The sequence below is a fragment of the Shewanella sp. SP1S2-4 genome (genome assembly GCF_031932075.1).
GTDB lineage: Bacteria > Pseudomonadota > Gammaproteobacteria > Enterobacterales > Shewanellaceae > Shewanella > Shewanella baltica.
Map to the genome: position 1 here is coordinate 1 of NZ_JAUOET010000024.1, position 25,632 is coordinate 25,632.

The 25,632-nt window shown below is 46.1% G+C and carries 20 protein-coding genes; 9 read left to right on the plus strand and 11 right to left on the minus strand.

All coding sequences use genetic code 11. The annotated features are described in order from the left end of the window. Window positions 1-428 precede the first annotated feature (428 nt). Window positions 429-1,787, minus strand: a complete 1,359-nt coding sequence (locus tag Q4Q52_RS17620) for a YjiH family protein (RefSeq protein ID WP_311991216.1) — start codon at window positions 1,785-1,787, stop codon at window positions 429-431. A gap of 694 nt (window positions 1,788-2,481) precedes the next feature. Between Q4Q52_RS17620 and Q4Q52_RS17625 the strand changes: the two genes are divergently transcribed. Continuing rightward, window positions 2,482-3,210, plus strand: coding sequence for a hypothetical protein (locus Q4Q52_RS17625; protein ID WP_311991217.1), 729 nt, complete (start codon window positions 2,482-2,484; stop codon window positions 3,208-3,210). Between the two features lie 161 nt (window positions 3,211-3,371). On the opposite strand, the gene Q4Q52_RS17630 is transcribed toward Q4Q52_RS17625, so the two are convergent. After that, window positions 3,372-4,265 (minus strand): U32 family peptidase, encoded by an 894-nt coding sequence (locus Q4Q52_RS17630; protein ID WP_311991218.1) that lies wholly within the window; start codon window positions 4,263-4,265, stop codon window positions 3,372-3,374. 41 nt (window positions 4,266-4,306) lie between these two features. Then, a complete protein-coding gene (locus Q4Q52_RS17635) occupies window positions 4,307-5,317 on the minus strand; it encodes a peptidase U32 family protein (protein ID WP_311991219.1) in 1,011 nt (336 codons plus the stop codon). Window positions 5,318-5,454: 137 nt separating this feature from the next. On the opposite strand from Q4Q52_RS17635, the gene Q4Q52_RS17640 reads away from it, so the two are divergent. Next, entirely contained in the window at window positions 5,455-5,988 is a 534-nt protein-coding gene (locus tag Q4Q52_RS17640; protein ID WP_311991220.1) for an SCP2 sterol-binding domain-containing protein, read from the plus strand. Between the two features lie 118 nt (window positions 5,989-6,106). Here the strand turns inward: Q4Q52_RS17640 and Q4Q52_RS17645 are convergent, their stop codons facing one another. From Q4Q52_RS17645 to yegQ, 3 genes are all read right to left on the minus strand, one after another. Continuing rightward, window positions 6,107-7,996: a S8 family peptidase gene (locus Q4Q52_RS17645; RefSeq protein WP_311991221.1), complete on the minus strand. Its 1,890-nt coding sequence runs from the start codon at window positions 7,994-7,996 to the stop codon at window positions 6,107-6,109. Window positions 7,997-8,495: 499 nt separating this feature from the next. Then, window positions 8,496-8,747, minus strand: coding sequence for a YfhL family 4Fe-4S dicluster ferredoxin (locus tag Q4Q52_RS17650; RefSeq protein WP_006082676.1), 252 nt, complete (start codon window positions 8,745-8,747; stop codon window positions 8,496-8,498). A 4-nt stretch (window positions 8,748-8,751) separates the two neighbouring features. After that, a complete protein-coding gene (gene yegQ, locus Q4Q52_RS17655; protein ID WP_311991222.1) occupies window positions 8,752-10,119 on the minus strand; it encodes a tRNA 5-hydroxyuridine modification protein YegQ in 1,368 nt (455 codons plus the stop codon). Window positions 10,120-10,458: 339 nt separating this feature from the next. Here yegQ and Q4Q52_RS17660 point away from each other — a divergent pair, with 339 nt between their 5' ends. Then, entirely contained in the window at window positions 10,459-11,301 is an 843-nt protein-coding gene (locus Q4Q52_RS17660; protein WP_106651274.1) for an HDOD domain-containing protein, read from the plus strand. A gap of 93 nt (window positions 11,302-11,394) precedes the next feature. Beyond that, on the plus strand, window positions 11,395-12,885 hold the full coding sequence (locus tag Q4Q52_RS17665; RefSeq protein WP_311991223.1) for a bifunctional diguanylate cyclase/phosphodiesterase: 1,491 nt from the start codon (window positions 11,395-11,397) through the stop codon (window positions 12,883-12,885). Window positions 12,886-13,035: 150 nt separating this feature from the next. Here the strand turns inward: Q4Q52_RS17665 and Q4Q52_RS17670 are convergent, their stop codons facing one another. After that, entirely contained in the window at window positions 13,036-13,467 is a 432-nt protein-coding gene (locus Q4Q52_RS17670; RefSeq protein ID WP_106651272.1) for a thioesterase family protein, read from the minus strand. A 222-nt stretch (window positions 13,468-13,689) separates the two neighbouring features. On the opposite strand from Q4Q52_RS17670, the gene Q4Q52_RS17675 reads away from it, so the two are divergent. Further along, window positions 13,690-14,670, plus strand: coding sequence for a chemotaxis protein (locus Q4Q52_RS17675; protein ID WP_106651271.1), 981 nt, complete (start codon window positions 13,690-13,692; stop codon window positions 14,668-14,670). A gap of 146 nt (window positions 14,671-14,816) precedes the next feature. Here the strand turns inward: Q4Q52_RS17675 and Q4Q52_RS17680 are convergent, their stop codons facing one another. Further along, complete coding sequence (locus Q4Q52_RS17680) at window positions 14,817-16,073, minus strand: adenylosuccinate synthase (RefSeq protein WP_311991224.1); 1,257 nt, start codon at window positions 16,071-16,073, stop codon at window positions 14,817-14,819. A gap of 140 nt (window positions 16,074-16,213) precedes the next feature. Between Q4Q52_RS17680 and Q4Q52_RS17685 the strand changes: the two genes are divergently transcribed. Continuing rightward, on the plus strand, window positions 16,214-17,104 hold the full coding sequence (locus Q4Q52_RS17685) for a LysR family transcriptional regulator (RefSeq protein ID WP_311991225.1): 891 nt from the start codon (window positions 16,214-16,216) through the stop codon (window positions 17,102-17,104). Between the two features lie 28 nt (window positions 17,105-17,132). Here the strand turns inward: Q4Q52_RS17685 and Q4Q52_RS17690 are convergent, their stop codons facing one another. Next, window positions 17,133-17,957: a transporter substrate-binding domain-containing protein gene (locus tag Q4Q52_RS17690; protein ID WP_311991226.1), complete on the minus strand. Its 825-nt coding sequence runs from the start codon at window positions 17,955-17,957 to the stop codon at window positions 17,133-17,135. A 299-nt stretch (window positions 17,958-18,256) separates the two neighbouring features. Next, window positions 18,257-18,691: a PACE efflux transporter gene (locus Q4Q52_RS17695; RefSeq protein ID WP_311991227.1), complete on the minus strand. Its 435-nt coding sequence runs from the start codon at window positions 18,689-18,691 to the stop codon at window positions 18,257-18,259. 90 nt (window positions 18,692-18,781) lie between these two features. Between Q4Q52_RS17695 and Q4Q52_RS17700 the strand changes: the two genes are divergently transcribed. Continuing rightward, complete coding sequence (locus Q4Q52_RS17700; RefSeq protein ID WP_311991228.1) at window positions 18,782-19,669, plus strand: LysR family transcriptional regulator; 888 nt, start codon at window positions 18,782-18,784, stop codon at window positions 19,667-19,669. Between the two features lie 109 nt (window positions 19,670-19,778). Here the strand turns inward: Q4Q52_RS17700 and Q4Q52_RS17705 are convergent, their stop codons facing one another. Next, entirely contained in the window at window positions 19,779-20,402 is a 624-nt protein-coding gene (locus Q4Q52_RS17705; protein WP_011847480.1) for a TetR/AcrR family transcriptional regulator, read from the minus strand. Window positions 20,403-20,795: 393 nt separating this feature from the next. On the opposite strand from Q4Q52_RS17705, the gene Q4Q52_RS17710 reads away from it, so the two are divergent. Beyond that, window positions 20,796-22,034 (plus strand): efflux RND transporter periplasmic adaptor subunit, encoded by a 1,239-nt coding sequence (locus Q4Q52_RS17710; protein WP_311991229.1) that lies wholly within the window; start codon window positions 20,796-20,798, stop codon window positions 22,032-22,034. Between the two features lie 13 nt (window positions 22,035-22,047). Continuing rightward, the gene (locus Q4Q52_RS17715) at window positions 22,048-25,206 is read left to right on the plus strand and encodes a multidrug efflux RND transporter permease subunit (protein WP_311991230.1); all 3,159 of its coding nucleotides are present in this window, start codon (window positions 22,048-22,050) and stop codon (window positions 25,204-25,206) included. Window positions 25,207-25,632 lie beyond the last annotated feature (426 nt).

The following is a 25,632-nucleotide window of genomic DNA, read 5'->3' on the forward strand; positions in this document are numbered from 1 at the left end:
CAAGGAGCATATGACTCCGAAAGGACGATAAGCAGCAAAGGCGCGGTTCTCATTAAGGCCAGAGAACAAAGATTCTCACAAACAGGTCGGATATACGTACGCAGTATTACTTTCTGTTACTCAAAAAGTGGTTGATCTATTCGAGGTGTCCATATACGGACTTGCTGCGTGTCGGTGAGCGAATGCCATGGCTCATCATAAGCCAGCACTTAAAGAATTAAATGACCAAGTTTGATCCTTCAGCAGTGCTATCCAGAAATTCTTAAAGTACTTCTGTCCAAAAGTGAGTTGTGTGGTGTCGAGTGGAGGTTGTACGATTAAGTCATACGATATAATCAAAACGGTCAGTTCGTGTATGAGTTACTACAAAAAAGGGGAGTCAGTTAACCTGACTCCCCTTTTAGCTGAGCTATTGTTGCCGTTAGCTTTTAGAACAGTAAATGCGCCACACCTGCGATAACTGGCAGAGTCACTAAGGTACGTAGAATAAACACCACGAAGAGCTCAACAAAGTTCACGGGGATTTTACTGCCGATAAGCAATGCGCCCACTTCACTCATGTAGATCAACTGAGTCACAGACAAGGCAGCAATTACAAAGCGAGTCATATCCGATTCAATTGAGCTCGCCAGAATGGACGGAATAAACATATCCGCAAAACCCACCACAATCGTTTTAGAGGCTTCAGTGGCTTCTGGAATATGCAGCAATTCGAGTAATGGAATAAACGGCATACCCAGATAGTTAAAGATAGGCGTGTGCTCGGCAATAATCAGCGCCAGCGTACCAATTGCCATTACCACAGGGATAATGCCAAACACCATATCGACAACGTTTTTAACGCCTTCATTCAAAACGGCTTTGATGCCACCGGCACTGGCGGCTTTTTCTAAGGCTTTATCAAAACCCCAAGAGAAAGCGTTGTGACCCGCGGGGATCAGCTCATCATCTGGCATGCGTGGAGTATCGTCTATGTAGTTGTCTTTCTTCCACGATAGCGGTGGCAACTTAGGCACAATCACAGCCGCCGCAAAACCAGCGAGACACACAGTCAAATAGAAGGGCACAAACATGTGCTCTAACTTAACCTGTGAGATCACCACTAGGCTGAAGGTAATCGATACTGCCGAGAATGTGGTGCCGATAACCGCCGCTTCTCTTTGGGTATAAAAACGTGCTTCGTATTGTTTGCTGGTCAGCAAAATACCCACACTGCCATCACCTAACCATGAGGCCATACAATCAATTGCACTGCGACCCGGTAGATTGAACACGGGGCGCATGATTTTGGTTAGCAGTGTGCCAAAGAGTTCGAGTAGACCGAAGTTCAGCAGCAGCGGCAACAACATACCCGCAAAGATAAAGACGGAGAACAACACGGGCAGTAAGTCGTTTAAGACTAATGCACCTGTGCTTGAGGAGTTAATGGCCTCTGGGCCTAAGCCTAAATAGGTCAGCACAACAAACACCGCACCTACGATCCGCGTGATCAACCATAAAGGACTGACATTTAATAAGGCATTAAGGAAGTGATTCTGGGCCACAAACTTAGGCTTAAATGCTTTTGACAGCGAAGAGGCCAGCGCCGTAGCCACGATAATCATCATCACTATGAGGGTTAACACGCCGCTCAATGCGCCTTGCAGTGCTTTAGAGATAATCGCGATTGGAATAGTGATCGCATCGTTGTAGCTGATAGGGGTCATAAATAACAACAGACCGATCAGCGAAGGGACGATAAAGGTGAGTATCGTCTTAATGTTTCGATTTTTATTTTCAGTAGTCAATTTTGTACACCTTAAAGTACGAGTCGTACATGGTAAATTTGAATTAATAGCCGCACATAACGCGCTGTTGACGCTAATTAAGGTGCATTTAAATTCAACTCAAAAACGAGAATGGGGAAGATTACTCGCTTAGCTTGTCTATGTAAAACGATTCGCTAGTTAGTTTGATATAAGCAGCAAAACAGCATAGTTATTTTACTTAAGTTGTCGGTGATATTAGGTCGATACTTCTGGATGGTTTCACATAAAAAATTATTACAAACATGGTGTTATGGATTGTTGTTTCTGAGGGGTTAATCGCTTGTATGATGATGTAGTTAAAACGATTGAAATGTTATTTTTGCACAAAAAAACATCAGCAACTTTAGCCTTACAGCCCTCTTGGTTGGTTTTTTGTGCGATTTAAGCGGACTGTCCAGATAACACTTTCTATATAGCGTGGGTAAGCACTGTTTAAGAATGCCACGCTTATGTTCAGTGTATTTTGCTGCTCGGTACATTTTTATGCGACAGGTAGTTAAATCTGCTTAGAGATAATAGTGATCTTCCTCAGCATCTTGATGTTTTGGAGGTTGACTAAAAAGTCGCTAATAACGATGAAAGTAAAAATATTATTCATAAAGCGGATACCCGCCGCTTTAAATCTTCTCATTTCCATGTAAGTTAGTATCATTCCTATCCAACTCAAGTATTCATGACTGCAAAAGTAGAGAAGGTTAAGATTAAAGGCGGCTCGACACTGGCCATTAAGTTTGGTTTTCTGGGGATCTTTGGGCTTTTAATCGGTATTGTGATGACTGTTTTAGGATTTGACGACGCCGAATCCCATCGCTTTAATTTTTTAAATCATACCCTAAGCGAATTGGGGACTTATGGCCATTCGTCTTTTGCTGTGATCCTCAACGGGGGATTGTTTTTTGGCAGCTTAAGTCTCGTCTTTTATTGTTTGTCTTCGTTACAACAGGTGACATCTTTTTGGGGATATCCCTTCTTTATCAGTCTGGCATGCACTTTTTTAGCTTTAGCGAGCGTGGGATTATTTCCGGTGAACGTGTATCACTTGCACGTTTTAGGGCTGAAATGGTTTTTCTATCTGGGAAGCTTAAGTGCGATTTTCTACTTAGCTTTAGTTTTTTTCGGCAAGTCTCATTTTGGTCGCTGGACTGGGTTGTTAGCCCTCATTGTGCTGTGCAGCATGATGACGTTTCTGTATGCGCCGCAATTGGATTTAGGTTTGACCGAAGGGGATAGGCCGTTTTATCAGGAGATGGTATTGCAGCTACCGCGTCCTAGTTTGTGGTGGCCAGCCCTACTGGAATGGATAGGGCTGGGCAGTCTATTGTGCTGGACCACTGTGCTGTTTTTCAGTCAGTTACACTCCAACCAAGAGCGAACCAGCCAAGATCGAAATAGTACTGGTTAAATTCATTCCTTAAGTTAACGTCGACGTTGGCTTAAATCTAGATTATGTTTCCCGCTCCGATTCTCACTTAGATTAAGCTCTGGCTCATGTTTAGGCCCAAGCTCAGTTTCTAGCTCAGTCTCATCTTCTGACTCAGACTCTGGCTAAGGCTCTGAGTCGTGCTAGGGATTGGCATGCACAGCAAGGCCTGCTTCTCCAAACCAATAGCCGTTACACTGGGTTGTCTCTAGGTTCACATCGCTGCTAATCGCAAAATGTTGAGCATTTTCAGGCGTGTTAATTGCATCGACCAAGGCATTGGCTGTGGTGATGCAGTCAAAACTACTGGGTGATACCCGAAACACATCGATCCCCATCTTTGCCATTGTCGTTATTTCACTGCGTAAATCTAAACAACTGGCGGATTGAGTTTGGATCCCATTGAGCCTGAGCAAAGGCTGCAGCTCTTGGGTTTGCGCGAGTAGCCCTTTGCTGTATTCACGGCACACTGTTTCACAATGATCTTTGGTGAGCTGTTTGTGCCTAGCGGTAAAGCAGCGCGCCGAATGGGCGAGGGGTAAATAGCCGTGGCCGAGCACTTCCACTTCAAATGACGGCTTTTGTTGGATCACTTGGCTAAGCCAAGCCTTTGAGAGTTCCACTGGCATCACAAACCTTTGCATCCCAAATCGCTGCAAAATGTCTAAACTGGCGCGATTGTAGTTATTGATACTCGCGCCGCAGACAAAGGGCAGCTTGTGCTCGTTGGCGAGATAGACAGCTGCCATATCGTTCGCTTCGACCATAAATTCGCCGTTATCGACTTGGCGTTTTAGCTCAGTGTATTCCGATGGCGCTTCGATTAATGCCAGCGTTGAAATCACGACTTTTTTACCGGCCTGCTTGAGCATTTGCGCCAGCTCTAGATAATCTCCCCATTTAAGTTCGCGCCTGCGACTGCAGACGGCCTCACCTAAATACACTAAGGGGATTTGACTGGCGGCGACTTGCTGATAAAAATCAGTGACCTGTTGTTTTTGCCAGCAATACAACAGCGGGCCTAGGGAAATATGCATAACTTGTCCTTTGTTAATCTGGCGCTCTGTTCATTAACCTTTTATTGCCAATCACGCTCGTAGGCGCCAAGTGTAGTGATTTGACCCTCGGAAACTTTTGCAAGGGCTTGTTCCCAATGGGGTTGGTTTTGGCTTGTTGAGTACAGTTCTGGGTTATCCAGATAGGTGTCTATGGCTTGACGCCAAACTCTCGTGACTTGCTCAACATAGGCTGGGCTGCGTTGGCGGCCTTCGATTTTCAACGACACTATGCCTGCCTTGGCGAGTTCGGGCAGTAGGCTTAAAGTATTTAAACTGGTCGGTGATTCGAGTAAATACTGCGGCGAATCTTGATCTTCCGTGATGTAACGGCCTTTACATACCACGGGATAACCCATCTGTTCATCAAGGGCCGACTTATCAATCAACACATCGTTGAGCAGCGTTAATCGGTTCTGTCCTTCTTCCTGCCAGCGCACGTGTTTTGCTGGTGAACAAGAGCCGCCGGTGTTGGGCGATTGACCCGTCACATAGGACGACAGCTGGCAACGGCCTTCTGCCATGATGCATAGACTGCCGAAGGCGAACACTTCTAAATCCACTGGGCTGACCTTGGCAAGGTCACGCACTTGTTTCATCGATAATACCCGCGGCAACACGACTCGGGCGATGTTAAAAGTTTCTTTATAAAAGCTGAGCGCGCCCAGATTGGTCGCACTGGCCTGTACCGACAAATGCAGCGGCAAGTGTGGGTAATGTTGATGGGCATAATTGAGCAAAGAAAGATCGGCGACAATCAACGCATCTATTCCCAGCTTAGCGGCGAGATCGATGGCCTGATACCAGCGGTGCTCTTCACCGGGTTTTGGAAAGGTATTTAAGGTCAAAAAAATTTTCTTGCCGTGCTTTTGCGTCAGCTCAGTGGCTTCTTGCAACTTTGCGGGGGTAAAGTTTAATCCTGCAAACGAGCGCGCGTTGGTGTCGTCTTTTAGTCCTAGATACACAGCGTCGGCTCCGGCATGTAATGCCGACTTTAGCGAGGCCAGATTTCCTGCTGGACACAACAGCTCCATAGTGATGCTCCCGATAAAATGATAGCCGCTGAGTGTAGGTAAGATTGAATGGCGATGAATTGATTTAAAACAGGTTTAAGATCATAAAATCCCGATAAACTGGGATATATATGTTTTATTCTTGTAGGGTTTACGCCATGTCCGCTGTTTTTTCCGCAAAAATCGCTCAGCAACTTTTAGAATTCACTCCAAAAGCCATTGGCTTTCCCCTTGCTAAAATGCCCTTTAGCCTCAAAGCGAAAGTGATCACCCAATTACTTGGGCTGTTACTCGCTGAGCAAGCAGCAGACGATGAACTCGGATTTTTGAGTGATAAATGGGTTGCGATCCGAGTGGATGATTTAAATCTGGCCTTTGAGGTGAGTTTTAATGGCAAGTGGCAAGTCAGAGAGTTAACCGATGCGCAGGTGAGCTTTAGTGCCAACTCGGCTGAACTGGTGTTAGTGGCAGCAGCAAAGGAAGATCCTGATACGCTATTCTTCCAGCGTAAGTTGAGTATTGAAGGCGATACAGAATTAGGGCTCGAAGTGAAAAACCTGCTGCTCAGCATCGAATTTGCCAGTATGCCGACCCCAATTCGCCTTAGCGTTGAAAAGCTCGCCGCTGTGATCGAGCGTTTGCAACTCGAAGCAAAACCAACGGTTATTCTCGCTAAGTCTCCAAGTTATTAATCAAGCTATTAATGCTACTTGGCGAGATAGCCTTCTGAATAAACCACTAAAAAGCCCACTCAGTTGTTACCTTAGTGGGCTTGAGTTTGATTCAAAACTCACTGAACCGATTCACTCGCTAGTAGCTTGCACTCAGTTGAACGCCCGAGTAATTAGCATAACCACGTAACATCACATGGTAAGTTCCCGCTTGAGTCACGGTAATCGAACAGCTTTCATTGTTACCATTTTTATAGGGGCGACAATCATAGCTGGTGGTCGTTGGGATAGTCCCTGCTTTGACATACAGATCCACGTCGCCAGTGCCGCCACTGGTGGCAATATTCAGCTGGCTATTGGCAGGGACGACGATTTTATACAGGGCTTCAGTTGCCGTTGCTCCGCTCAAATTCGTGACAGGTACGCCATTGGTTAAGCAGTTCGCATCGGTACAATTTCCGCCGCCATTAAGGTTATAGCTGGCGGTAAGCTGGGCGTTAGCATAATTGTTATAGCCTTGGACCATCACATACCAACGACCCGCCGCAGGCGCGGTAAAATTACAGCTCTCATTGTTACCATTTTGATATGGGCGGCATTGATAGCTGGTTGTCGTCGGTTTTTGCCCTTGGCTGACATAAATATCCGCATCGCCAGAGCCCCCCGCGAGGTTGATGCCTAAACTGGCCGCATTTGCGGGGACATCAATGTAGTAATAAGTTGCTGAACCTGTGGCTCCACTGATCGCGATACCCAGATTATTTTGCAGCGGAGTTTCGTCAACGGGGCAATTATTACCACAGCCACCATCATCGCTTGCAAGTGAAAACAGTAACTTATTCGGTGAGCCTGTCTTAGCATCTGTGACTTTGCCCGAAGTGGCGCGCGTCGCGAGTAAGTTCGTCACCTGTGCGGGTGAGAGGTTAGGATTTTCATCTAAGTATAATGCTGCTACGCCTGCCACATGGGGGGAAGCCATTGAGGTGCCACTAATGGTATTGGTCGCCGAATTTGAGGTATACCAAGAGGAAGTGATGCTCGAACCGGGCGCATAAATATCTAAACAAGTCCCGTAGTTAGAAAAACTCGAGCGGGAATCGTTACTGGTGGTTGAACCAACAGTGATGGCATCTGCGGCACGAGCAGGTGAATAGTTACAGGCATTACTATTGTCATTGCCGGCTGCGACGACGAAGGTGATCCCTGCGGCAACAGCGGCATTGACGGCATCATCTGTGGCTTGGGAGGCGCCGCCCCCTAAACTCATGTTCGCGACAGCGGGGCCAGAAGCATTGTTTTTCACCCAGTTTATCCCTGCAATCACGCCAGAGTTACTGCCAGAACCTGAACAGTTAAGCACTCTGACACCCACCACATTGACGTTTTTCGCGACACCGTAGGTTGAGCCGCCAATCGTCCCCGCCACATGGGTACCATGACCGTTACAGTCAGTCGCGTCGTAATCATTATCGATAAAGTCATAGCCACTGCTTGCGCGGCCGCCGAACTCATTGTGGGTATTTAGCACGCCAGTATCGATAACAAAGGCGGTCACACCTGAGCCATCGTAATCCGTGTGATAGTTGCTATCCAATGGCAAGTTGCGTTGATCGATTCTGTCTATGCCCCAGGTCGGACTCGGTTGGTCTGCATTGGCTTCCATCATGGGCGTTACTGACATCACTTGATCTTGTTCTATGTATTTCACCTTAGGATCGCTACGCAAGGCTTTAATCTGTTGGGGGCTTGCATTGACTAATACGCCATTGAGGGCGCTGCCAAAGCTTCTCATCACTCTGACATCATATTGATTCACTAAACTCTCGGCCTGCTGAGTAGCAAACTCAGATATCGCATTGTTATTACTGAGATTAAGAACACTTGGGGTATTGAATACAACGATGTAAGTATCTTTGATGGCTTTAGATTGCGGCACATTGACCATAGTGGCTTGGTATTCATTAGCGTTAACAGGGAAGTAAGCAAGTCCAGTTGCGACCGCGACTGCTATTAAATGTTTCTTATGCATGTTGAACTCCATTTTCTTTTTATGTCTCCACGGACTTCGAGACATAATCCAATGTAGAAGGTATTTTCAACCTGCCCAGTTTAATGCTTAAGGCTTAGCTCATTCATAAAATTAAAATGTAACACTTGATTTACAATTGGGGCCTGAGTGAGTTTTTACTGGAATGATTTTTTTAGTTGCACAAATAAGCGTCAAAATAATAACTCTCAGTCTATTAAAGTAACAACTTTTGTAAAAATGGTGATTTATCAAGCGACATTATGTCTTGAACTATAAATTGCGAAGAAGGGATAAATATCGTCTGTTAGTTTTTTGACAGGCAGAACTAAATCAAAGTCAGTCTAAAGTAGTGTTTTTAGTAAACCAGGAATGAATGCTCGGATTTATGCGCTTAAATGGTTTTGCATACTGTTTATATGCATGTCTGTTGCATTGTTTTAGGCGGGGATGAGGTAGATTTGACCGAGAGGTTAGGTAACCACTCGGTCTGGCGAAGTGATTAAGCTTTTTGCGTTAGCACGGCAAATTTCACTAACAGCTCGTCGTTGGACTCGACGCGGTTTGGATCTGGGTCGATGCAATCAATAGGGCAGACAGACACGCAAGTGGGTTTGTCGTAATGCCCCACGCATTCGGTGCAGCGGTCGGGATCGATCTCATAGATCTCCTCGCCCATAGTGATCGCCTGATTAGGACACTCAGGCTCACACATGTCGCAGTTGATGCAGCTATCGTCGATCAGTAATGCCATGACCTTAACCTAGTTCATGTGGGTTGCGAGTGTCCTGGCCCTGAGGCAGGTTACGCAGCAAAATACCGTGGCTCAAATCGACTTCTTTTGGCACGGGCAGATACACAGTGTGCCCCGAACCTAAGCCCGCTTCAACCGCTTCTGACTTGCGATTCTCGAGTTGTTCGATCGTTAGACTGATATTACCCTGCGGCGTCATCAGCTCGACACTGTCGCCAACGGAAAACTTGTTCTTCACTTCGATTTCTGCCAATCCCGCCAGGTTGCGTTTGCCCGTCAGTTCACCCACAAATTGTTGGGTGTCACTGACTGAGTAGCCATAGTCATAATTTTGATATTCATCATGCACATGACGACGCAAAAAGCCTTCGGTATAACCACGGTGGGCGAGTCCCTCTAATTGATTCATTAGGCTGCGGTCGAAATCTTTACCCGATGACGCATCTTCAATCGCGCGGCGATACAACTGTGCGGTGCGGGCAACATAATAAAAAGACTTAGTGCGGCCTTCAATTTTAAGTGAGTCTATGCCCATTTTTGTTAGGCGCTCAACGTGTTGAATCGCACGTAAGTCCTTAGAGTTCATGATATAAGTACCATGCTCATCTTCAAAGGCTGGCATGTATTCGCCAGGACGATTGGCTTCCTGCAGCAGGAATATTTGATCTGTAGGTGCACCTGCACCTAACGTCGTCGGAGTTTCGATTTGCACTGCATTAGGCATAGCAATGATGTCGCCGCTATCGTTTTGCTGCGCTTCATGCACGTCGTATTTCCAGCGACAAGCATTAGTACAAGTGCCTTGGTTTGGATCGCGTTTATTGATATAACCCGAGAGTAAACAACGGCCTGAATACGCCATACACAGGGCGCCATGCACAAATACTTCGAGTTCTATATCTGGGCAACGTTGACGAATTTCTTCGATTTCATCTAAGGATAATTCGCGCGACAGGATCACACGTTTAATGCCTTGGGTTTGCCAAAACTTGACCGAGGCCCAGTTGATGGCATTGGCTTGTACCGATAAATGCACTACCTGATCGGGAAAGGCTTCACGCACCATCATGATTAAACCCGGATCGGACATGATCAGCGCGTCTGGCTTCATCGTCACTACGGGTTCCATGTCCTTGATATAGGTTTTTAGCTTGGCATTGTGGGGTGCTATGTTGCTCACAACATACAGTTTTTTACCCAACGCATGGGCTTCTTGTATGCCTGTGGCAAGGTTTTCCATTTTGAAGTCATTGTTACGAACCCTTAGGCTATATCTCGGCTGACCGGCATACACAGCATCTGCGCCATAGGCAAAGGCGTAGCGCATGTTCTTCAGGGTTCCAGCTGGAGACAGCAACTCAGGTTTAAACATAATCACTCTCAAATTGGTTAATTAATCGATGAATAAATGGCGCGGTGCGCGGGGGCGGGATTTTACACAATGAAAGTAGGGTTATGCAAATTGCCTTCACTAACTTTAGTGGTACTTCACATTTTGCGAATATAGGGCGTTTAGCGTGAGCGAGCAGCGAGGAACATTTCAGCTCTGATGATGATTACTGTAGAAGATTACGGCCGATAATTAAGGCAAAATTGATAACGCAATCATACAATTTATTAACGTCCGTTGCTTTTTCTACGTATCTAATGACAGCCAGCTGATATACTCCAACTATCCAATGTTCATGTTTACAGATTGATGGGAGCTAAGATGTCTACCGAACATCTACTGTTAGTCAGTTTATTAAAAAAACTAAAAGATGATGCCTTAGTGCTACCGACGTTGCCTGAAGTGGCGATGCGGGTGCAAGAAGTGGTCGGACGCTCAGATGCTAGCCTTAAACAAGTGGCAGAAGTGATCGGCCAAGATGCGGCGATTTCTGCCCGTATTATTAAGGTGGCCAATAGTGCCTTATACAGCCGAGGCGTCCCCGCTGAAAGCATTAATAGTGCGGTTTCACGCATTGGGTTAATTCAAATTAAAAGCATTGCAACGTCAGTGGCAATGGAGCAATTGTTCATTTCCACCAATGAAATGGTGTGGGAAGTGATGGATGAAGTATGGCGCACCTCAATTGATGTGACCGCCGCCGCTTGTTCCATGTTGCAGATGTATAACAAACGTCATTCAAGTAGTCGATTAAATTTCGACACCTTAACCTTAGCTGGACTCGTGCATAACATTGGCGCCTTGCCTGTATTGACGGAAGCCGAGGCTAATCCACATTTATTTACCAGCATTGATCAATTGCGCGCGCTCGTTCGTAAAATGCAGGGACCATTAGGCCGTGCTGTGTTAAAGAGCTGGGATTTTTCTACCGAAGTGATGGAAGTGGTAGAGCGCTGGGCCGATTTACCTTATCTGCCCGATCATGTTACTTACCTCGACTTTATCCGTGCAGCGGCCTTCTATACCGGTGAGCTACGGGCAGGTACAGAGTTAGAACAACGTCTTGGTGTATTTGTTGCCCGTGGTTTACCCGTGACAACCGATGATTTAGCCAGTGATGAATTTATGGAAAAATTCCATTCAATTAGAGAAAGTTACCAATAATCGTTAGGCCTAAATGGAACTCAAATGGCGCTTAGGCACTCAACTGCAGTGCCATTTGATAATAAGCTTACGCGGTAAAGCAGAGGCCAAGGTATGTTCGAAATCGGGTTAGTCGTTGCTTCGCTCATTTTATTGATATTTTCATTGTATATATTGCAGGCAAAATATAGGTCGCTACGGTCGCAGCAAAAATTCTTAGCACAGCTTTGTCTCCAGCTAGAAAAACAAAAGATTGAACGCCAAGCATTAGACCTTAGCATCGTTCCCCAAGAGTTTGCGCCTCTGTACCATACCTTAGATGAGTTATTGAAGGCCTTACCCGCAAGCGTGGGTAAGGATAAACTGACTGGACTGGTAAACCGAGTCGGCCTGAAACGTACGCTGGCCTCTATGATGCCACTGACTCAAGGGACGCTAGTGCTGATTGATATTTATCGATTTCGCTATGTAAATGATCTCTTTGGGTTTGTATTTGGCGATATCTTGCTAAAGCAATTTGCAGAACGGTTAAACAGCTTAAGTTTATCTCCAAGATTAATCGCACGGCTCAATGGCGATGAGTTCTGCCTATATTACGAGCAAGCGTTGACTGAGGAGCAACTCATTCATTTAAGAGGCCGTTTGCAGGTGCCTTTTAGCATTAAGAACACGCCTGTCAGCGTTAAACTTCAAATCGGTTGTGTGCATTTACATGAACACCACGCCGACACGAGCCAGATGTTACGTCGCGTCGATTTGGCGCTGAAGAAAGCCCGTCACTCTCGTAGCGCGATTGCTTACTATGCCGAGAATGATGATATTCAACAGTTAAGAGAACTGAGAATTATCGATAGCTTGCCTAAAGGTTTGCAACGCAATCAAGTCTATATGGTGTATCAAGCGAAACAGGATATTGCGACGGGAAGGTGTTTTCAGGTTGAAGCCTTGATGCGCTGGGAACACGACGAACTTGGGGTTATTTCTCCTGGTGAGTTTATCCCTTTAGCCGAATATGCCGGCATGATTGATTTAGTGAGCCAATGGGCACTCGATCAGGTTTTAGCACAGCAAGCAAAATGGCGTGCGGCAGGGATACAATTGTGCGTCGCAGTCAACCTATCAACACGGGATCTTGACAGTGAAACCTTGCCCCAAGAAATTGCGGCGAGATTGGCGCATTACAAACTTCCACCCGAATCCTTAATGATTGAAATTACTGAAAGTACCTTAATGGCGGATTTAACTAAGGCGGTCGAAACCTTAGATAAAATTCGTGCGTTAGGGGTTAGGCTCGCGATTGATGATTTTGGTACCGGTCATTCTTCATTGGCTTATTTGAAGCATCTACCCGTTAATGAAGTCAAAATCGATAAAGCCTTTTTAAAGGATCTCGAGCAAGATAAACCATCGGAATATATCCTCGAAGCCAGCATCAATATTGCTAAAAAATTAGGTTATGAAGTCACAGTCGAAGGGATCGAAACCCTTGAGATCAGAGATAGGCTGGTCGCTATGGGCGTCGATACCCTACAAGGTATGTATTACGCTAAACCTATGCGTGCCGCCGAACTTGAAATGAATTGGGCTAAGCTGCATCACATTTAAATCAGCCATTCATTAAACCAACTCTGAGTAATGTTAGACCCAGTAAATCCGACACCAATTAACGTTAGGGCAGCTTTAATGAGTCGTTGCTCGCCCCATTCCTATGGGGCTCTAACGATATTCATTATCGCTTTAGTCAAATCGCCCGTATTAGTTTTGCACCTTTGAGGCAAAACCTTGGCTTAAAACGGCGATTAACTCCGCTGGCATAGGCGCTAATTGGCGAGCTTGATTCATACATACCATTTCAATGGTGGCGGTGACGGCAGGCTTTTTACCTTGTGGACGCCAAATCTCCTGCTGCCACACAGTGCGGTACTTGCTCTCAAAGTAAAACTGAGTTCGTACATCGATAATATCGGCAAATTCCACCCCCTCATGGCACAGCATATCGCTACGATACACAGCAAAACCCAGCTGGTTTTGTTGCCACAAGGCACTTAAACGCTCCGCACCAATTACATGCTCACGGGCACGCTCGAAGTATTTCAAAAAGTTGGGGTGATACACCACGCCAGAAAAATCAGTATCTTCATAGTAGATTTGCACTGGAAAGGAAAAGGTCGGGCTAAATTGCGGCATGGGGTTAAGGTTATTCTAGGGAGTATTATGGCGCATTAGTTTAGCGGCTTATCTCTTTAAACAAAAGTAAGCCCGTGATCAATCTGTGAACAACTCATATTCAAGAAATATCACGCTAATCAGGCAGTAAAATCGCACTATCGTGCCTAACTCATTAATCCCTTCCTATACTGATAGCTGGAATACCTTTCTTATGTTGATTTGCTAGGTTGAGAGCTTCATATGAGCGAAATAAAAAAATCAGAAATATTGACCGAAAGTGGCACAAATGAACTCGAAATTATTGAGTTTCATCTGCATAAGATTCTCCCTAACGGCGGCCATAAAGTCTGTCATTACGGGATCAATGTCGCCAAAGTGCGGGAAGTGATTCGGGTGCCAGAAACCTCTGATTATCCCAATGCTCAGCCGCATATGGTGGGGGTGTTCTCGTTGCGAGAAAAGCTGATCCCTTTGGTCGATCTTGCCGGTTGGCTAGGCATATCGACACCGGAGGATTTAACCCATAAGGTCGTTATCGTCACTGATTTTAATAAGATGATTAATGGCTTCTTAATCGATAGTGTTCGCAGCATTCATCGGGTGTCGTGGGAGCAAGTTGAATCGCCGAGTCAGTTTTTAGAAGCGGGTGAAAATGATTGTGTCGTTGCCGTGGTTCGCCGTGATGGCATGCTGATTATGATATTGGATTTTGAGAAAATCATTGCCGATATCAATCCCGAGTTGAGTATGGATAAGTACGATGTCACCCTCGATAGGAGCGTGCTGATTAATGACAAAATGCTGGCAAAACGTGAAGCGAAAACCATTCTGGTTGTCGATGACTCCGCTTTTATTCGCAAAATGATTGAAAATACGCTCCGCAGTGCAGGTTATAACATTATTACTGCTAAAGATGGTGGTGATGCGCTTGAAATGCTAATGGAATTTGAGAGTCTGGCTGAACAAGATAATGCTTCTATTTCAGACTTTGTCAGTGCTGTAATCACGGACGTTGAAATGCCTCGCATGGATGGCATGCATCTGGTTAAACGCTTAAGAGAATCCAAGGCATATCAACACATGCCGATTGTGATGTTTTCTTCCCTAATGAGCGAGGATAACCGTATAAAGGCAATAGCATTGGGGGCGAATGACACTATTACTAAACCCGAAATTGGCCGTATGGTCGGTATGATAGATAAATACGTATTTGAAGAGTAATGCCATTTCATTTAGTGGCGATATTTGAATATGGGGTATTCGAGTCATCGCTATCAACGTCTTGACTGCTTCTTTAATGACAAACCATATCAAAGTAAAAAGCCATATTCACCGAGGCGAATATGGCTTGGGGTAAACGTTGTTTATTAGCGAATGATCATTTGATCGCGCTCAGGCCCAACAGAAACCATGCTAACGCGCACACCCATTAGGGCTTCAATACGTTCAACATAGTGCTGTGCGGCCACTGGCAGGCTCTCAAAGGTGCGACAACCGGTAATATCTTCGCTCCAGCTTGGCATTTGCTCATACACTGGGCTCAACGCGGCAGTTTGTGGCCAAATTGGGTTCTCAGTGTGCTCACCTTCATAGGCTACGCAGATTTTCAGATCTTTCATGCCTGACAGGCAATCAATCTTAGTCAGGGCAATTTCAGTTGCCGCTTGCAGCTCCACACCATTACGGGTGGCAACAGCATCGAAGTAACCCATGTCACGTGGACGGCCTGTGGTTGCACCAAATTCATTGGCGTTTTCACGGAAAGCGTCTTGCTCTTCCATAGCTGTCACTAAAGTGCCAGTACCTACTGATGAGCTAAAGGCTTTCGCCACAGCAATCACGCGCTCTGGGCGCAGGGCAGGTAAACCACTACCGATACCTGCGTAAGCCGCAGTCACGTTTGATGAGGTGGTATAAGGATATTCGCCGTAGACTAAGTCGCGGCCAGCACCTAATTGCGCTTCAAACAGTAGACTCGCATCTTGTTTTTGTAATGCTTTTAATGGCTCAGTCACATTACAAATAAACGGACGCCATGGCGCAGTTACTTCTAACAACCATGCGGTCATTTCAGCGGCACTTTGCTCGAAATCACAGCTTGGATAAAGTGCCTTTAACTGTGGCATTTTCCAGTCGAGCATAAATTGAATACGTTCTTGCAGCACTTCAGGTTGGTTTAACCAGCCGACTAAAATGCCTTTTTTCATCACGCGATCACCATAGGCAGGTGCAATTCCTTGACGGGTTGAACCATAGGCTAAATCGCCAAGACGTTGTTCTTCTAAGGTATCTTCTAATGCATGTAAAGGTAAGCACAGGGTCGCACGGTCAGAAATGCATAATTTGACTTCAACACCTGTTGCTTGTACTTCAGCAATTTCAACGCTGAGCTTTTCTGGGCTGATCACCATGCCAGGGCCCAATACTGCAATGCAGTTAGGGTTGAAAATGCCACTCGGTAATTGGTGTAATTTAAAGGTGCCATAGTCGTTGACTACGGTATGTCCGGCGTTGTTACCGCCTTGAAAGCGAATACTGGCAGCGGCATCCGCGGCTAAATAATCTACGATGCGGCCTTTGCCTTCATCACCCCAATTTGCACCCACAACCACGATAGACGGCATAACATCATCTCCACATTGATTAAGACGCTATGCTAGACCCGTCATTTGAATAAGAGAAATTAATTATGGTTATCATCTCAATAAGGATTTCATATATCATTGGTGATAATTAACGCTAATACTCTGCAATAGGGGGTTTTATGCTCGATATAAATTGGTTAAAGACTTTTGTGACTTTGGCTGAACATAAGCATTTTGGCAAAGCGGCCACGGCGCTGCACATGACGCAGCCCAATGTTAGCTTGCATATTAAGCAGTTAGAGCAAAGCACTCGGGTCAAGTTGATTGATCGTAATCCCTTTCGATTAACGCAGGCAGGGTTTCGTCTGTTGGAGACGAGTCAAAAGACTTTGATGGAGCTACAAATCTGTCAGGCGGATCTCAATGCGATTAACGACCTTAGTCAGGGTACCTTGACCATCGCCGCCAGCGACATTATCTCGCGGTTATTGTTGATCCAGCCGTTTCAGCTCTTTAAGGCGGAGTTCCCTGGGATTGATTTCTCGCTGCTCAATACTACCTCATCCCAAGCTTCTGAGTTAGTGACCAATGCCGAGGCGGATTTAGGGTTTGTGATCGCGCAAAAGGAGAGTCAGCCACTGCATTTTACTGAACTACAACAGATTAAATGGTGTGCAATCGGGGACAATTTACAACAATGGCAACAGGCAACGCCTTCTGTGGATACGCCCTTAGCCGAGCAACCGACGTTAATTCTACTGGGTCACGATACGCGAACTCGCGAATTGCTCGATCCCGCACTGCCGTCGCTGAACTTGCCGAATTACAGAATTATGGAGGTGGGCAGTGTTGACGCGCAAATCGATTGGGCCGAGGCGGGATTTGGGGTGGCGATAGTGCCGGAGTTTTCGGTTTATACTAAGGCTAATTTGACCACTAAAGTCACCCCTTTGCCGCAATTCCCCACAACCAGTTTGGGTTATATTGTGCGCCAGAATCAGATCCTGTCTAAGGCCATCAAGCAGCTATTATGTTGGGTGAATCAAGAGATCATTCGCTCGCAGCGGTAATTTCTCATTTGCTTGCGGCGATAGGGGATTAGTCAGCGACTAAGAGTAATTTTTCGTATTGGCCTGTGGCTTTTAGCTGTGATAAGCCCGCATCGAGTTGGGTCGCTAAGGTTTGCGCCTGTGGATTTTCCTTCGAGAAGGCTAAAAAAATATCGCTGCTATGGTTAGCAAATACAGGAATGACGTCATCATCTACGCCCATTTTTTTCAGGTTTTCTTTCGCGACTAAATCGAACATTAAGGCGGCATCTATGCGTCCAATCAACAATAAATTAATTAATTGCTGCTGATTAGCGACGGTGACGATATTGAGCTGTTGCTGTTTGACTAATTTGGGAAACTCATCGCCATATTCATAGCTTTTAATTACTCCAATAACCGCGCCTTTGGGTAGTGCCCATTTGTTGTCAGCCAATATAGGTTTTTGTTTCTTTTGATAAAATGATGCGGTTGCAACAAGCAGTGGGGTTTTGCCAAAGATAAAACGTTGCTCGGTGCTGTTCTCGCGGGTGACATTAAATACGCCGTCTACTGCGCCTTTTTCTGCCATCATCAAGGCACGAGAATAGGGCACTACTAAGCTATTTACTTCAATATGCGACTGCTTAAAGGCGGCTTGAATTAAACGGTGGGAAATACCTTGGCCAAACTGATTGGCAAAGGGCGGCCAACTGTCTTCTGCAGCTAAAGTTATCGTCTGAGGTTGGGATTCTGCGGGCACAGCATTGCTTTCTTGGGCGAGTGCCATGTTGTAAACCATAGATGCGAGTAATAAAACGACGCCAAGTATTAATGCTGAGGGCAAATTTAATGCCTGCTGCATCCTGAGCCTCACTCTGTTCCCTACACGCATTTTGCTGCCATCTCCCTGCTTAATATATGGGCTTTTATAGCATAAAGAATTGTATCTAGACTAATGATTTGAATATTAATTACAGATAGTTAGTACTTTTGTGAAGTTTATAGGGTATTTCAGCAACCTCCATTTTCCGCTTTTAAGTGAGATTTTGCGCTGGGTAACGAATGAACTGACTTAGGATTCTGTTAAATAGAATAAAATAAAATCGATAAACCTCAAAACTGTCATCAAACGAACCGCTAACGTGCTTAGTGAGGTTCGTTTGATGCTGATGTGTGTTGATGTTAGCAATACTATTTGACCTTAGTGGCTGGCATAGTAAACCAAGTCTTATAGGGCTGATACTTGTCATAGCACCAATGGAATAGGGTGCTGTAGAAGAAGAAAAAGATCAAAAAAACCGCTTCTAAGCCCATGGCTGCCAACCAGCCTATCTGTAAAAACCAAGCGATGGTCGGTATGCTAATGAAAATAAGTCCCCCTTCAAATCCAAAGGTATGCAGTATTCGGTTTTTTAAAGTGCGTTGCTCTCGATTTGCCCCAAATACTCTGTCGAATCCTAGGTTGTAGAAGTAGTTCCACACCACGGTATAAAGACTCAGAGCGATACCGACTATGACAAGTTCACTGGTTCCCTTGCCTGATATAAGGGTAGAAACCGGGATAATAATTGCGAGTGCAATTGCTTCAAAGAGTAAGGCGTTAAAGATACGTTCTGTCGTTTTCATGGCTATTTCCCATTCATTCAATGTGACTATGGCCATATTTTTATCTAGTATAGGGATAAGTAATAATTAGATAGTATCGGTAAAAGCGATATGTTTAGTCTCGAACAACTCGAAGCCTTTATGGAAACCGTAGAATCTGGTTCATTTTCGAATGCCGCAAGGCTACTTAAGAAAGCACAGTCCGTGATTAGCCAGCATGTGATGAATCTTGAAATTGACTGTGGGGTCGAGTTATTTGACCGTTCGGGTCGTTACCCAGTATTAACGGCTGAAGGCAGTAAATTATTGCCCTACGCAAGAGCGACGATTCTTCAACATAGAAGGCTTAAACATACCGCCTTATCGCTTTTTAGTCGTCAATCTTCAGAAGTGTGTCTTGCGATGGATGAAGGCATTCCGATACAGAGAATATCGGAAATTATTCAGTTGTTAGAAAGTGATTTCCCTAACATCGAACTCGAGTTTCTCAGTGCCTCAAGCATAGATATTATCGACATGGTACATTCGGGAAGAGCATCTACAGGACTGATTTTTAGCGAATTATCTATGCCAAGTAGTATCGATTTTGAGAGTATTGGTGTGATTAAATTCGATCTTTATGTGGCGAGTTCGCATCCCTTAGCAAAATCAGTTGCACCGAACATGGACGCATTGCGACTGTATCGACAATTACTCATCCGCTCACGTAATACTAAAACCAGCAGTTTTCAGCAGGCGTTCAGTCCTGATGTTTGGTATGCCGATAACTATTACGTGTTATTGGAGCTCGCATTACAGGGCCATGGTTGGTGTCTGTTACCAGAGCACATGGCATCCAGCTCAGTTTTATCGGGCAACTTGACTCGGGTCCCCATAGAGTTTGAGCAGATAGGCTGGTATGCAAACGTCGATGTGATCCAGCATCAAGATAAAAGCAGCCTGCCATTATTGAAACGACTCAGACAACTGTTTAGAGAACTCTTGGTTGTGCAGAAGTAAATGGTTGGACAGAAATAAAGCAAAGCATAAATAAAACCCCAGTTAAGTGAGAACTCAACTGGGGTTTATTGTTTGTGCGCATTAGGATTTGTGCATTAGGATTTATGGATCAGGACTCATCATTGCGCGGAAAGTTAGCTAGCACTAGCTCGGCGACTTTGCGTAATTCATTCGGGCAAATCCCACTGGTCGCTTGTACGGCCATGCCTTGCAATACTGTGCCGACATAACGGGCAAGCAGTAACGGCTCGGCATCTGCGGGCAAATCCCCTTCATCTTTGGCGCGTTGCAATCTTTCGCACAGAGCGATTTCACCGTCGCGGCGACGATTAATCAAAGTGTCTTTAATCGCTTGCCCTGCTTCACTGCAGGTTAATGCCCCTTGAACAATCAAACATCCCTGCGGATGGCTTTTATCCACCAAGGAGCTCGCGGCCCCGAGCAGCATTGACTCGACCACTAAATAGGCGGTTTTTTGCTCCAGCGCGGGATAGAAAAACGCACAGGGGCGTTGTTCATATAATTCTATCGCTTTGAGAAATAACTGTTCTTTATTGCCGAAGGCGGCATAAAGGCTTGGCTTATTAATGCCCATAGCTTGGGTCAAATCGGTTAACGATGTACCTTCAAAACCTTTGCGCCAGAAGACCTCTAAGGCTTTGGCTAATGCATCGTCAGTGTCGAAGGCACGTGGGCGACCTACACAGGGCGTCTGGGTGACGGTTGACATCATTAGGCTCCTCAATTCTCAATTGCCCCTAGGATAGACATGGGTTTAGTCCGTGTCCAGCCACACTTGCTGACTGATGACCGACTAAGGGGATTTGTCTACTTAGTCATCCAAGGTGTCACCTAAGTTCAGCATTCAATCCGTGTCAGTCAGCGTTCGCCTCAATATTCAAAAAAATGCTTTGAAGATCAAATTAGTGGCTTTCCGCCTAAGGGCGCATTGCAAAGTAAAGATCAGTGCGCGCCTTTAATTTAATACCAATCGGTACATAAATTTGTTGACAGAGTCATTTTACGCTATATATTACCGTCCAGTACAGAATATTTTTTACCAGTCGGTATTTAAATGTGTGTGGTTCGAACAGCGTGACATGCCCGCCACTTTGAGGATAGTAATATGAAGAGCAATAAACCCTTACGAATAATGATGTTAACGGCAGTGGCCGCTTTCGTTCTGTCAGCTTGTGGTGAGCAAACAGCGCAGCAGGGGCCAGCACCGAGTGCGCCTATGGTGGATGTCGCCCAAGTATTACATGAGCGAGTGACCGAATGGGACGAGTTTACCGGCCGTTTACAGGCGCCAGAAAGTGTCACCCTTATCCCGCGTGTATCTGGATATATCGACTCAGTGAATTTTAAAGAAGGCGCCTTAGTGAAAAAAGGCGAGGTGTTATTCCGCATCGACCCGAGCGTATTTGAAGTGGAAGTGGCCCGGTTAAAAGCAGATCTTGCTAGCGCTATCTCTGCTGAGCAACTGGCCACAAATGACTTCGAACGAGCCCATAAATTGTTTGACCAAAAAGCGGTGTCTGCCGAGTTACTCGATACCCGTGAGTCAAACAAACGTCAGACCGCGGCTGCAGTGGCTTCGGTGAAAGCGGCACTGATGCGCGCCGAGCTTGATTTAGCTTATACCCAAGTGCAAGCGCCGATTGATGGTCGCGTGTCTTACGCGAATGTCACTGCGGGCAATTATGTCACCGCAGGGCAGAGTGTGCTGACCAGTCTAGTCTCTACCGCCAGCATGTATGCCTATTTCGATGTCGATGAGCAAACCTACCTTAAATACGTGAAATTAACGGCTGAGAAGAAACGTAACGATCCCCGCGCTGGCGACAACCCTGTGTACATGGCTTTAGCCAATGAACGTGATTATCAACATATCGGTATGGTCGACTTTGTGGATAATGCGATGGATAAGCAGACCGGTACCATTCGTGTGAGAGCCTCTTTTGACAATGAAGACAATAGCTTATTGCCTGGCTTATTTGCCCGCCTTCGCACTGCAGGCAGCGGCGCTTATGAAGGTATCTTGATTGACGATAAAGCCGTTGGCACAGATCTGAACAATAAGTTTGTGTTGGTCGTCGGTGCCGATGGTTTAGTCGAATATCGCGGCGTGACCTTAGGCGAGAAAGTCCAAGGGCTGCGCATTGTGACTAATGGCTTGAAGGCCGAAGACAAGATTGTCGTCAACGGTATGCAGCGTGTGCGGCCTAAGATGCAAATTGATCCGCATATGGTTGAAATGGTTGATAGCGACAAGCTTGAAGCATTACGCCAAGCCCAGTTATTGCTCGATAAAAACCAAGATACTTTGACGGCGCAAGCGGTCGAAACGGCTAGCCGCGGTTAAGGAATAGAACACCATGTTATCGCAGTTTTTTATTAAAAGACCGATATTTGCAGCCGTACTCTCACTGCTGTTTTTTATCACAGGGGCGATTGCCGTTTGGCAACTGCCGATCACTGAATACCCTGAGGTTGTGCCGCCCACAGTCGTGGTGACCGCTAACTACCCTGGCGCTAATCCTAAAGTGATTGCCGAAACCGTGGCTTCGCCGCTGGAGCAGGAAATCAACGGCGTCGAAGACATGTTGTACATGTCATCGCAAGCGACGTCCGATGGACGCATGACCTTGACCATCACCTTTGCCATTGGCACTGATGTGGACAGGGCGCAAACCCAAGTGCAGAGCCGAGTCGATCGCGCTATGCCGCGTCTGCCACAGGAAGTGCAACGCTTAGGCATAGTCACCGAAAAGTCATCGCCAGACTTAACCATGGTGGTGCATTTGCTGTCACCGGATAACCGTTATGACATGTTGTATTTGTCTAACTATGCGGCGCTGAACGTTAAAGATGAGCTCGCACGGATTAAAGGTGTGGGCGCGGTACGCTTGTTTGGCGCTGGGGAATACAGCCTGCGTATTTGGCTCGACCCGAATAAAGTTTCTGCTCTGGGTTTATCACCTGCGGACATTATTGCTGCCGTGCGTGAGCAAAACCAACAGGCGGCAGCGGGCAGTTTAGGCGCTCAGCCAAGTGGTAGTGCTGACTTCCAACTCTTGATTAACGTGAAAGGCCGTTTAACTGAACTGTCTGAATTTGAAGATATCATCATCAAAGTCGGTCAAAACGGTGAAGTGAATCGTTTGAAGGATGTGGCTCGTATCGAGCTGGGTGCGACAAGCTATGCGCTGCGCTCACTGCTGGATAACAAAGATGCAGTGGCGATTCCAGTGTTCCAAGCATCGGGTTCAAATGCGATTCAGATTTCCGATGATGTGCGCGCCAAAATGGCTGAATTGTCTAAAGGATTCCCCGAAGGATTAACGTACGAAATCGTTTATGACCCAACCGTGTTCGTGCGCGGCTCGATTGAGGCGGTGATGAAAACCTTGCTTGAAGCCGTGTTGCTGGTGGTGTTAGTGGTAGTGCTGTTCTTGCAAACGTGGCGCGCCTCAATTATTCCGCTGGTGGCTGTGCCTGTATCGTTAGTTGGTACCTTTGCCTTTATGCATTTGCTCGGCTTCTCACTTAACGCACTGTCGCTGTTTGGACTCGTGCTCGCCATCGGGATTGTGGTGGACGATGCAATTGTGGTGGTCGAAAACGTCGAGCGTAATATTGCCGCTGGTTTAAGCCCAGTTGCGGCAACGCAAAAGGCGATGAAAGAAGTGACCGGCCCGATTGTGGCAACCACCTTAGTGCTGGCGGCGGTGTTTATTCCCACGGCGTTTATGAGTGGCTTAACCGGGCAGTTCTATAAACAGTTTGCCTTGACTATCACTATTTCGACCTTTATCTCGGCGATTAACTCACTCACTTTGAGTCCGGCATTGTCCGCATTATTGCTCAAGAGCCATGATGCGCCGAAGGATGGTTTAACCCGTCTAATGGACAAGTTACTCGGTGGTTGGTTGTTCATGCCTTTTAACCGCTTATTTAGCCGTGCATCCGATGGCTATGGTTGGTTAGTGCGTAAAGTGATCCGTTTTGGCGGCATTATCGGCCTAGTGTATTTAGGCATGGTAGCGCTAACGGGCGTGCAATTTGCTCATACACCAACGGGTTATGTACCGGGACAAGATAAACAGTATTTAGTGGCGTTTGCTCAGTTGCCCGATGCGGCTTCCCTTGAACGTACCGATACCGTTATCAAAAAGATGTCTGAGATTGCCCTTAATCACCCGGGTGTGGCGCACTCGATTGCCTTCCCAGGCCTTAGTATCAACGGTTTTACTAATAGTCCTAACTCAGGCGTGGTGTTTGTCGCGCTTGATGATTTTGAATTGCGTAAGAGTCCAGAGCTGTCGGCGAATGCCATTGCTGGACAATTGAATAAAGAGTTTGCTGGTATTCAAGACGCATTTATTGCCATCTTCCCGCCGCCACCTGTGCAAGGCCTCGGTACTATAGGAGGGTTCCGTCTGCAAATACAAGACAGAGCCAACCTTGGTTATGAGGCCTTGTATCAGGTGACCCAACAAGTGATGTACAAGGCGTGGGCCGATCCTCAATTAGCCGGAATTTTCTCTAGCTATCAGGTGAACGTGCCACAACTTGAACTGGATATTGATCGAACTAAAGCGAAACAGCAGGCAGTGTCGCTCGATCAAATCTTCCAGACATTACAAACCTATATGGGCTCGACCTATGTCAACGATTTCAATCGTTTCGGTCGAACCTATCAGGTGAATATGCAAGCCGATGAGGCGTTCCGTCAAAGCCCACAGCAGATAAGTCAGCTGAAAGTGCCGAATCTGAGTGGTGATATGATCCCGTTAGGGTCGTTCATCAACGTCAGTCAAAGCTCAGGCCCAGACAGAGTGATGCACTATAACGGCTTTACGACCGCTGAAATCAACGGTGGCCCAGCAGCAGGTGTGAGTACCGGCCAAGCGCAGGCAGCGATTGAGAAAATTTTGGCTGAAACGTTACCTAATGGTATGACTTATGAGTGGACCGAGCTGACCTATCAGCAAATTCTCGCGGGCAATACGGGTCTTTTGGTTTTCCCGCTGGTGATCATCTTAGTGTTTATGGTGCTAGCCGCCCAGTACGAGAGCTTAAGCTTGCCATTGGCGATTATCTTAATCATCCCAATGACCTTACTTTCAGCCCTCAGTGGTGTGCTGATTTACGGTGGAGATAATAATATCTTCACCCAAATTGGCCTGATAGTACTGGTGGGGCTGGCGACTAAGAACGCTATCTTGATTGTCGAGTTTGCAAAGGAGAAACAAGATCACGGTATGGCACCTATGGAAGCGATATTAGAGGCAGCAAGATTACGTTTACGTCCTATCTTGATGACATCTATCGCCTTTATCATGGGAGTGGTGCCTATGGTGTTCTCCACTGGCGCGGGCGCCGAGATGCGCCAAGCCATGGGCGTGGCAGTATTCGCTGGTATGATAGGGGTGACAGTGTTCGGCCTTATCCTAACGCCTTTGTTCTACTACGCACTGGCAAAGCGAGGCAGTAAAAAAGCCGAAGAGCAAAAAGAGCTAACCGTCAGTTAAGCTTGTTTCCCGCGATGGATAAATGTGTACAAAAGGCCTACATCAAGTAGGCCTTTTTTGTTTGTTCGCCGCGAAAAATATGAAACCTGACTATCTTTAGTTGGGATAAGTTGAGATTAGATTGCCGGTAAAGTTACAGTCAAAGATGGATAGAGTCAGAAGCATATGGGCTTGCTTTAATTGCCGATGAACAACAAAAAGTCATTTGCCAGATCAGTGTGTTAGTTATATTGCTTATTGTTCATGGCGGGCCTATGTTGGCTAGATTCAACTGTTTTATTCAGCCAATGAGCTCGCAGTGATATTTGATCTCAGTAAGCGCCATAACTGATTTAAACGCTTGTGGTTATCCGTGCTTTAAATGTGTGTATGATGTTGTTTATCCATTATTTGTGGTCACTTTCGTGCGTAATAGCAGTTGGACGA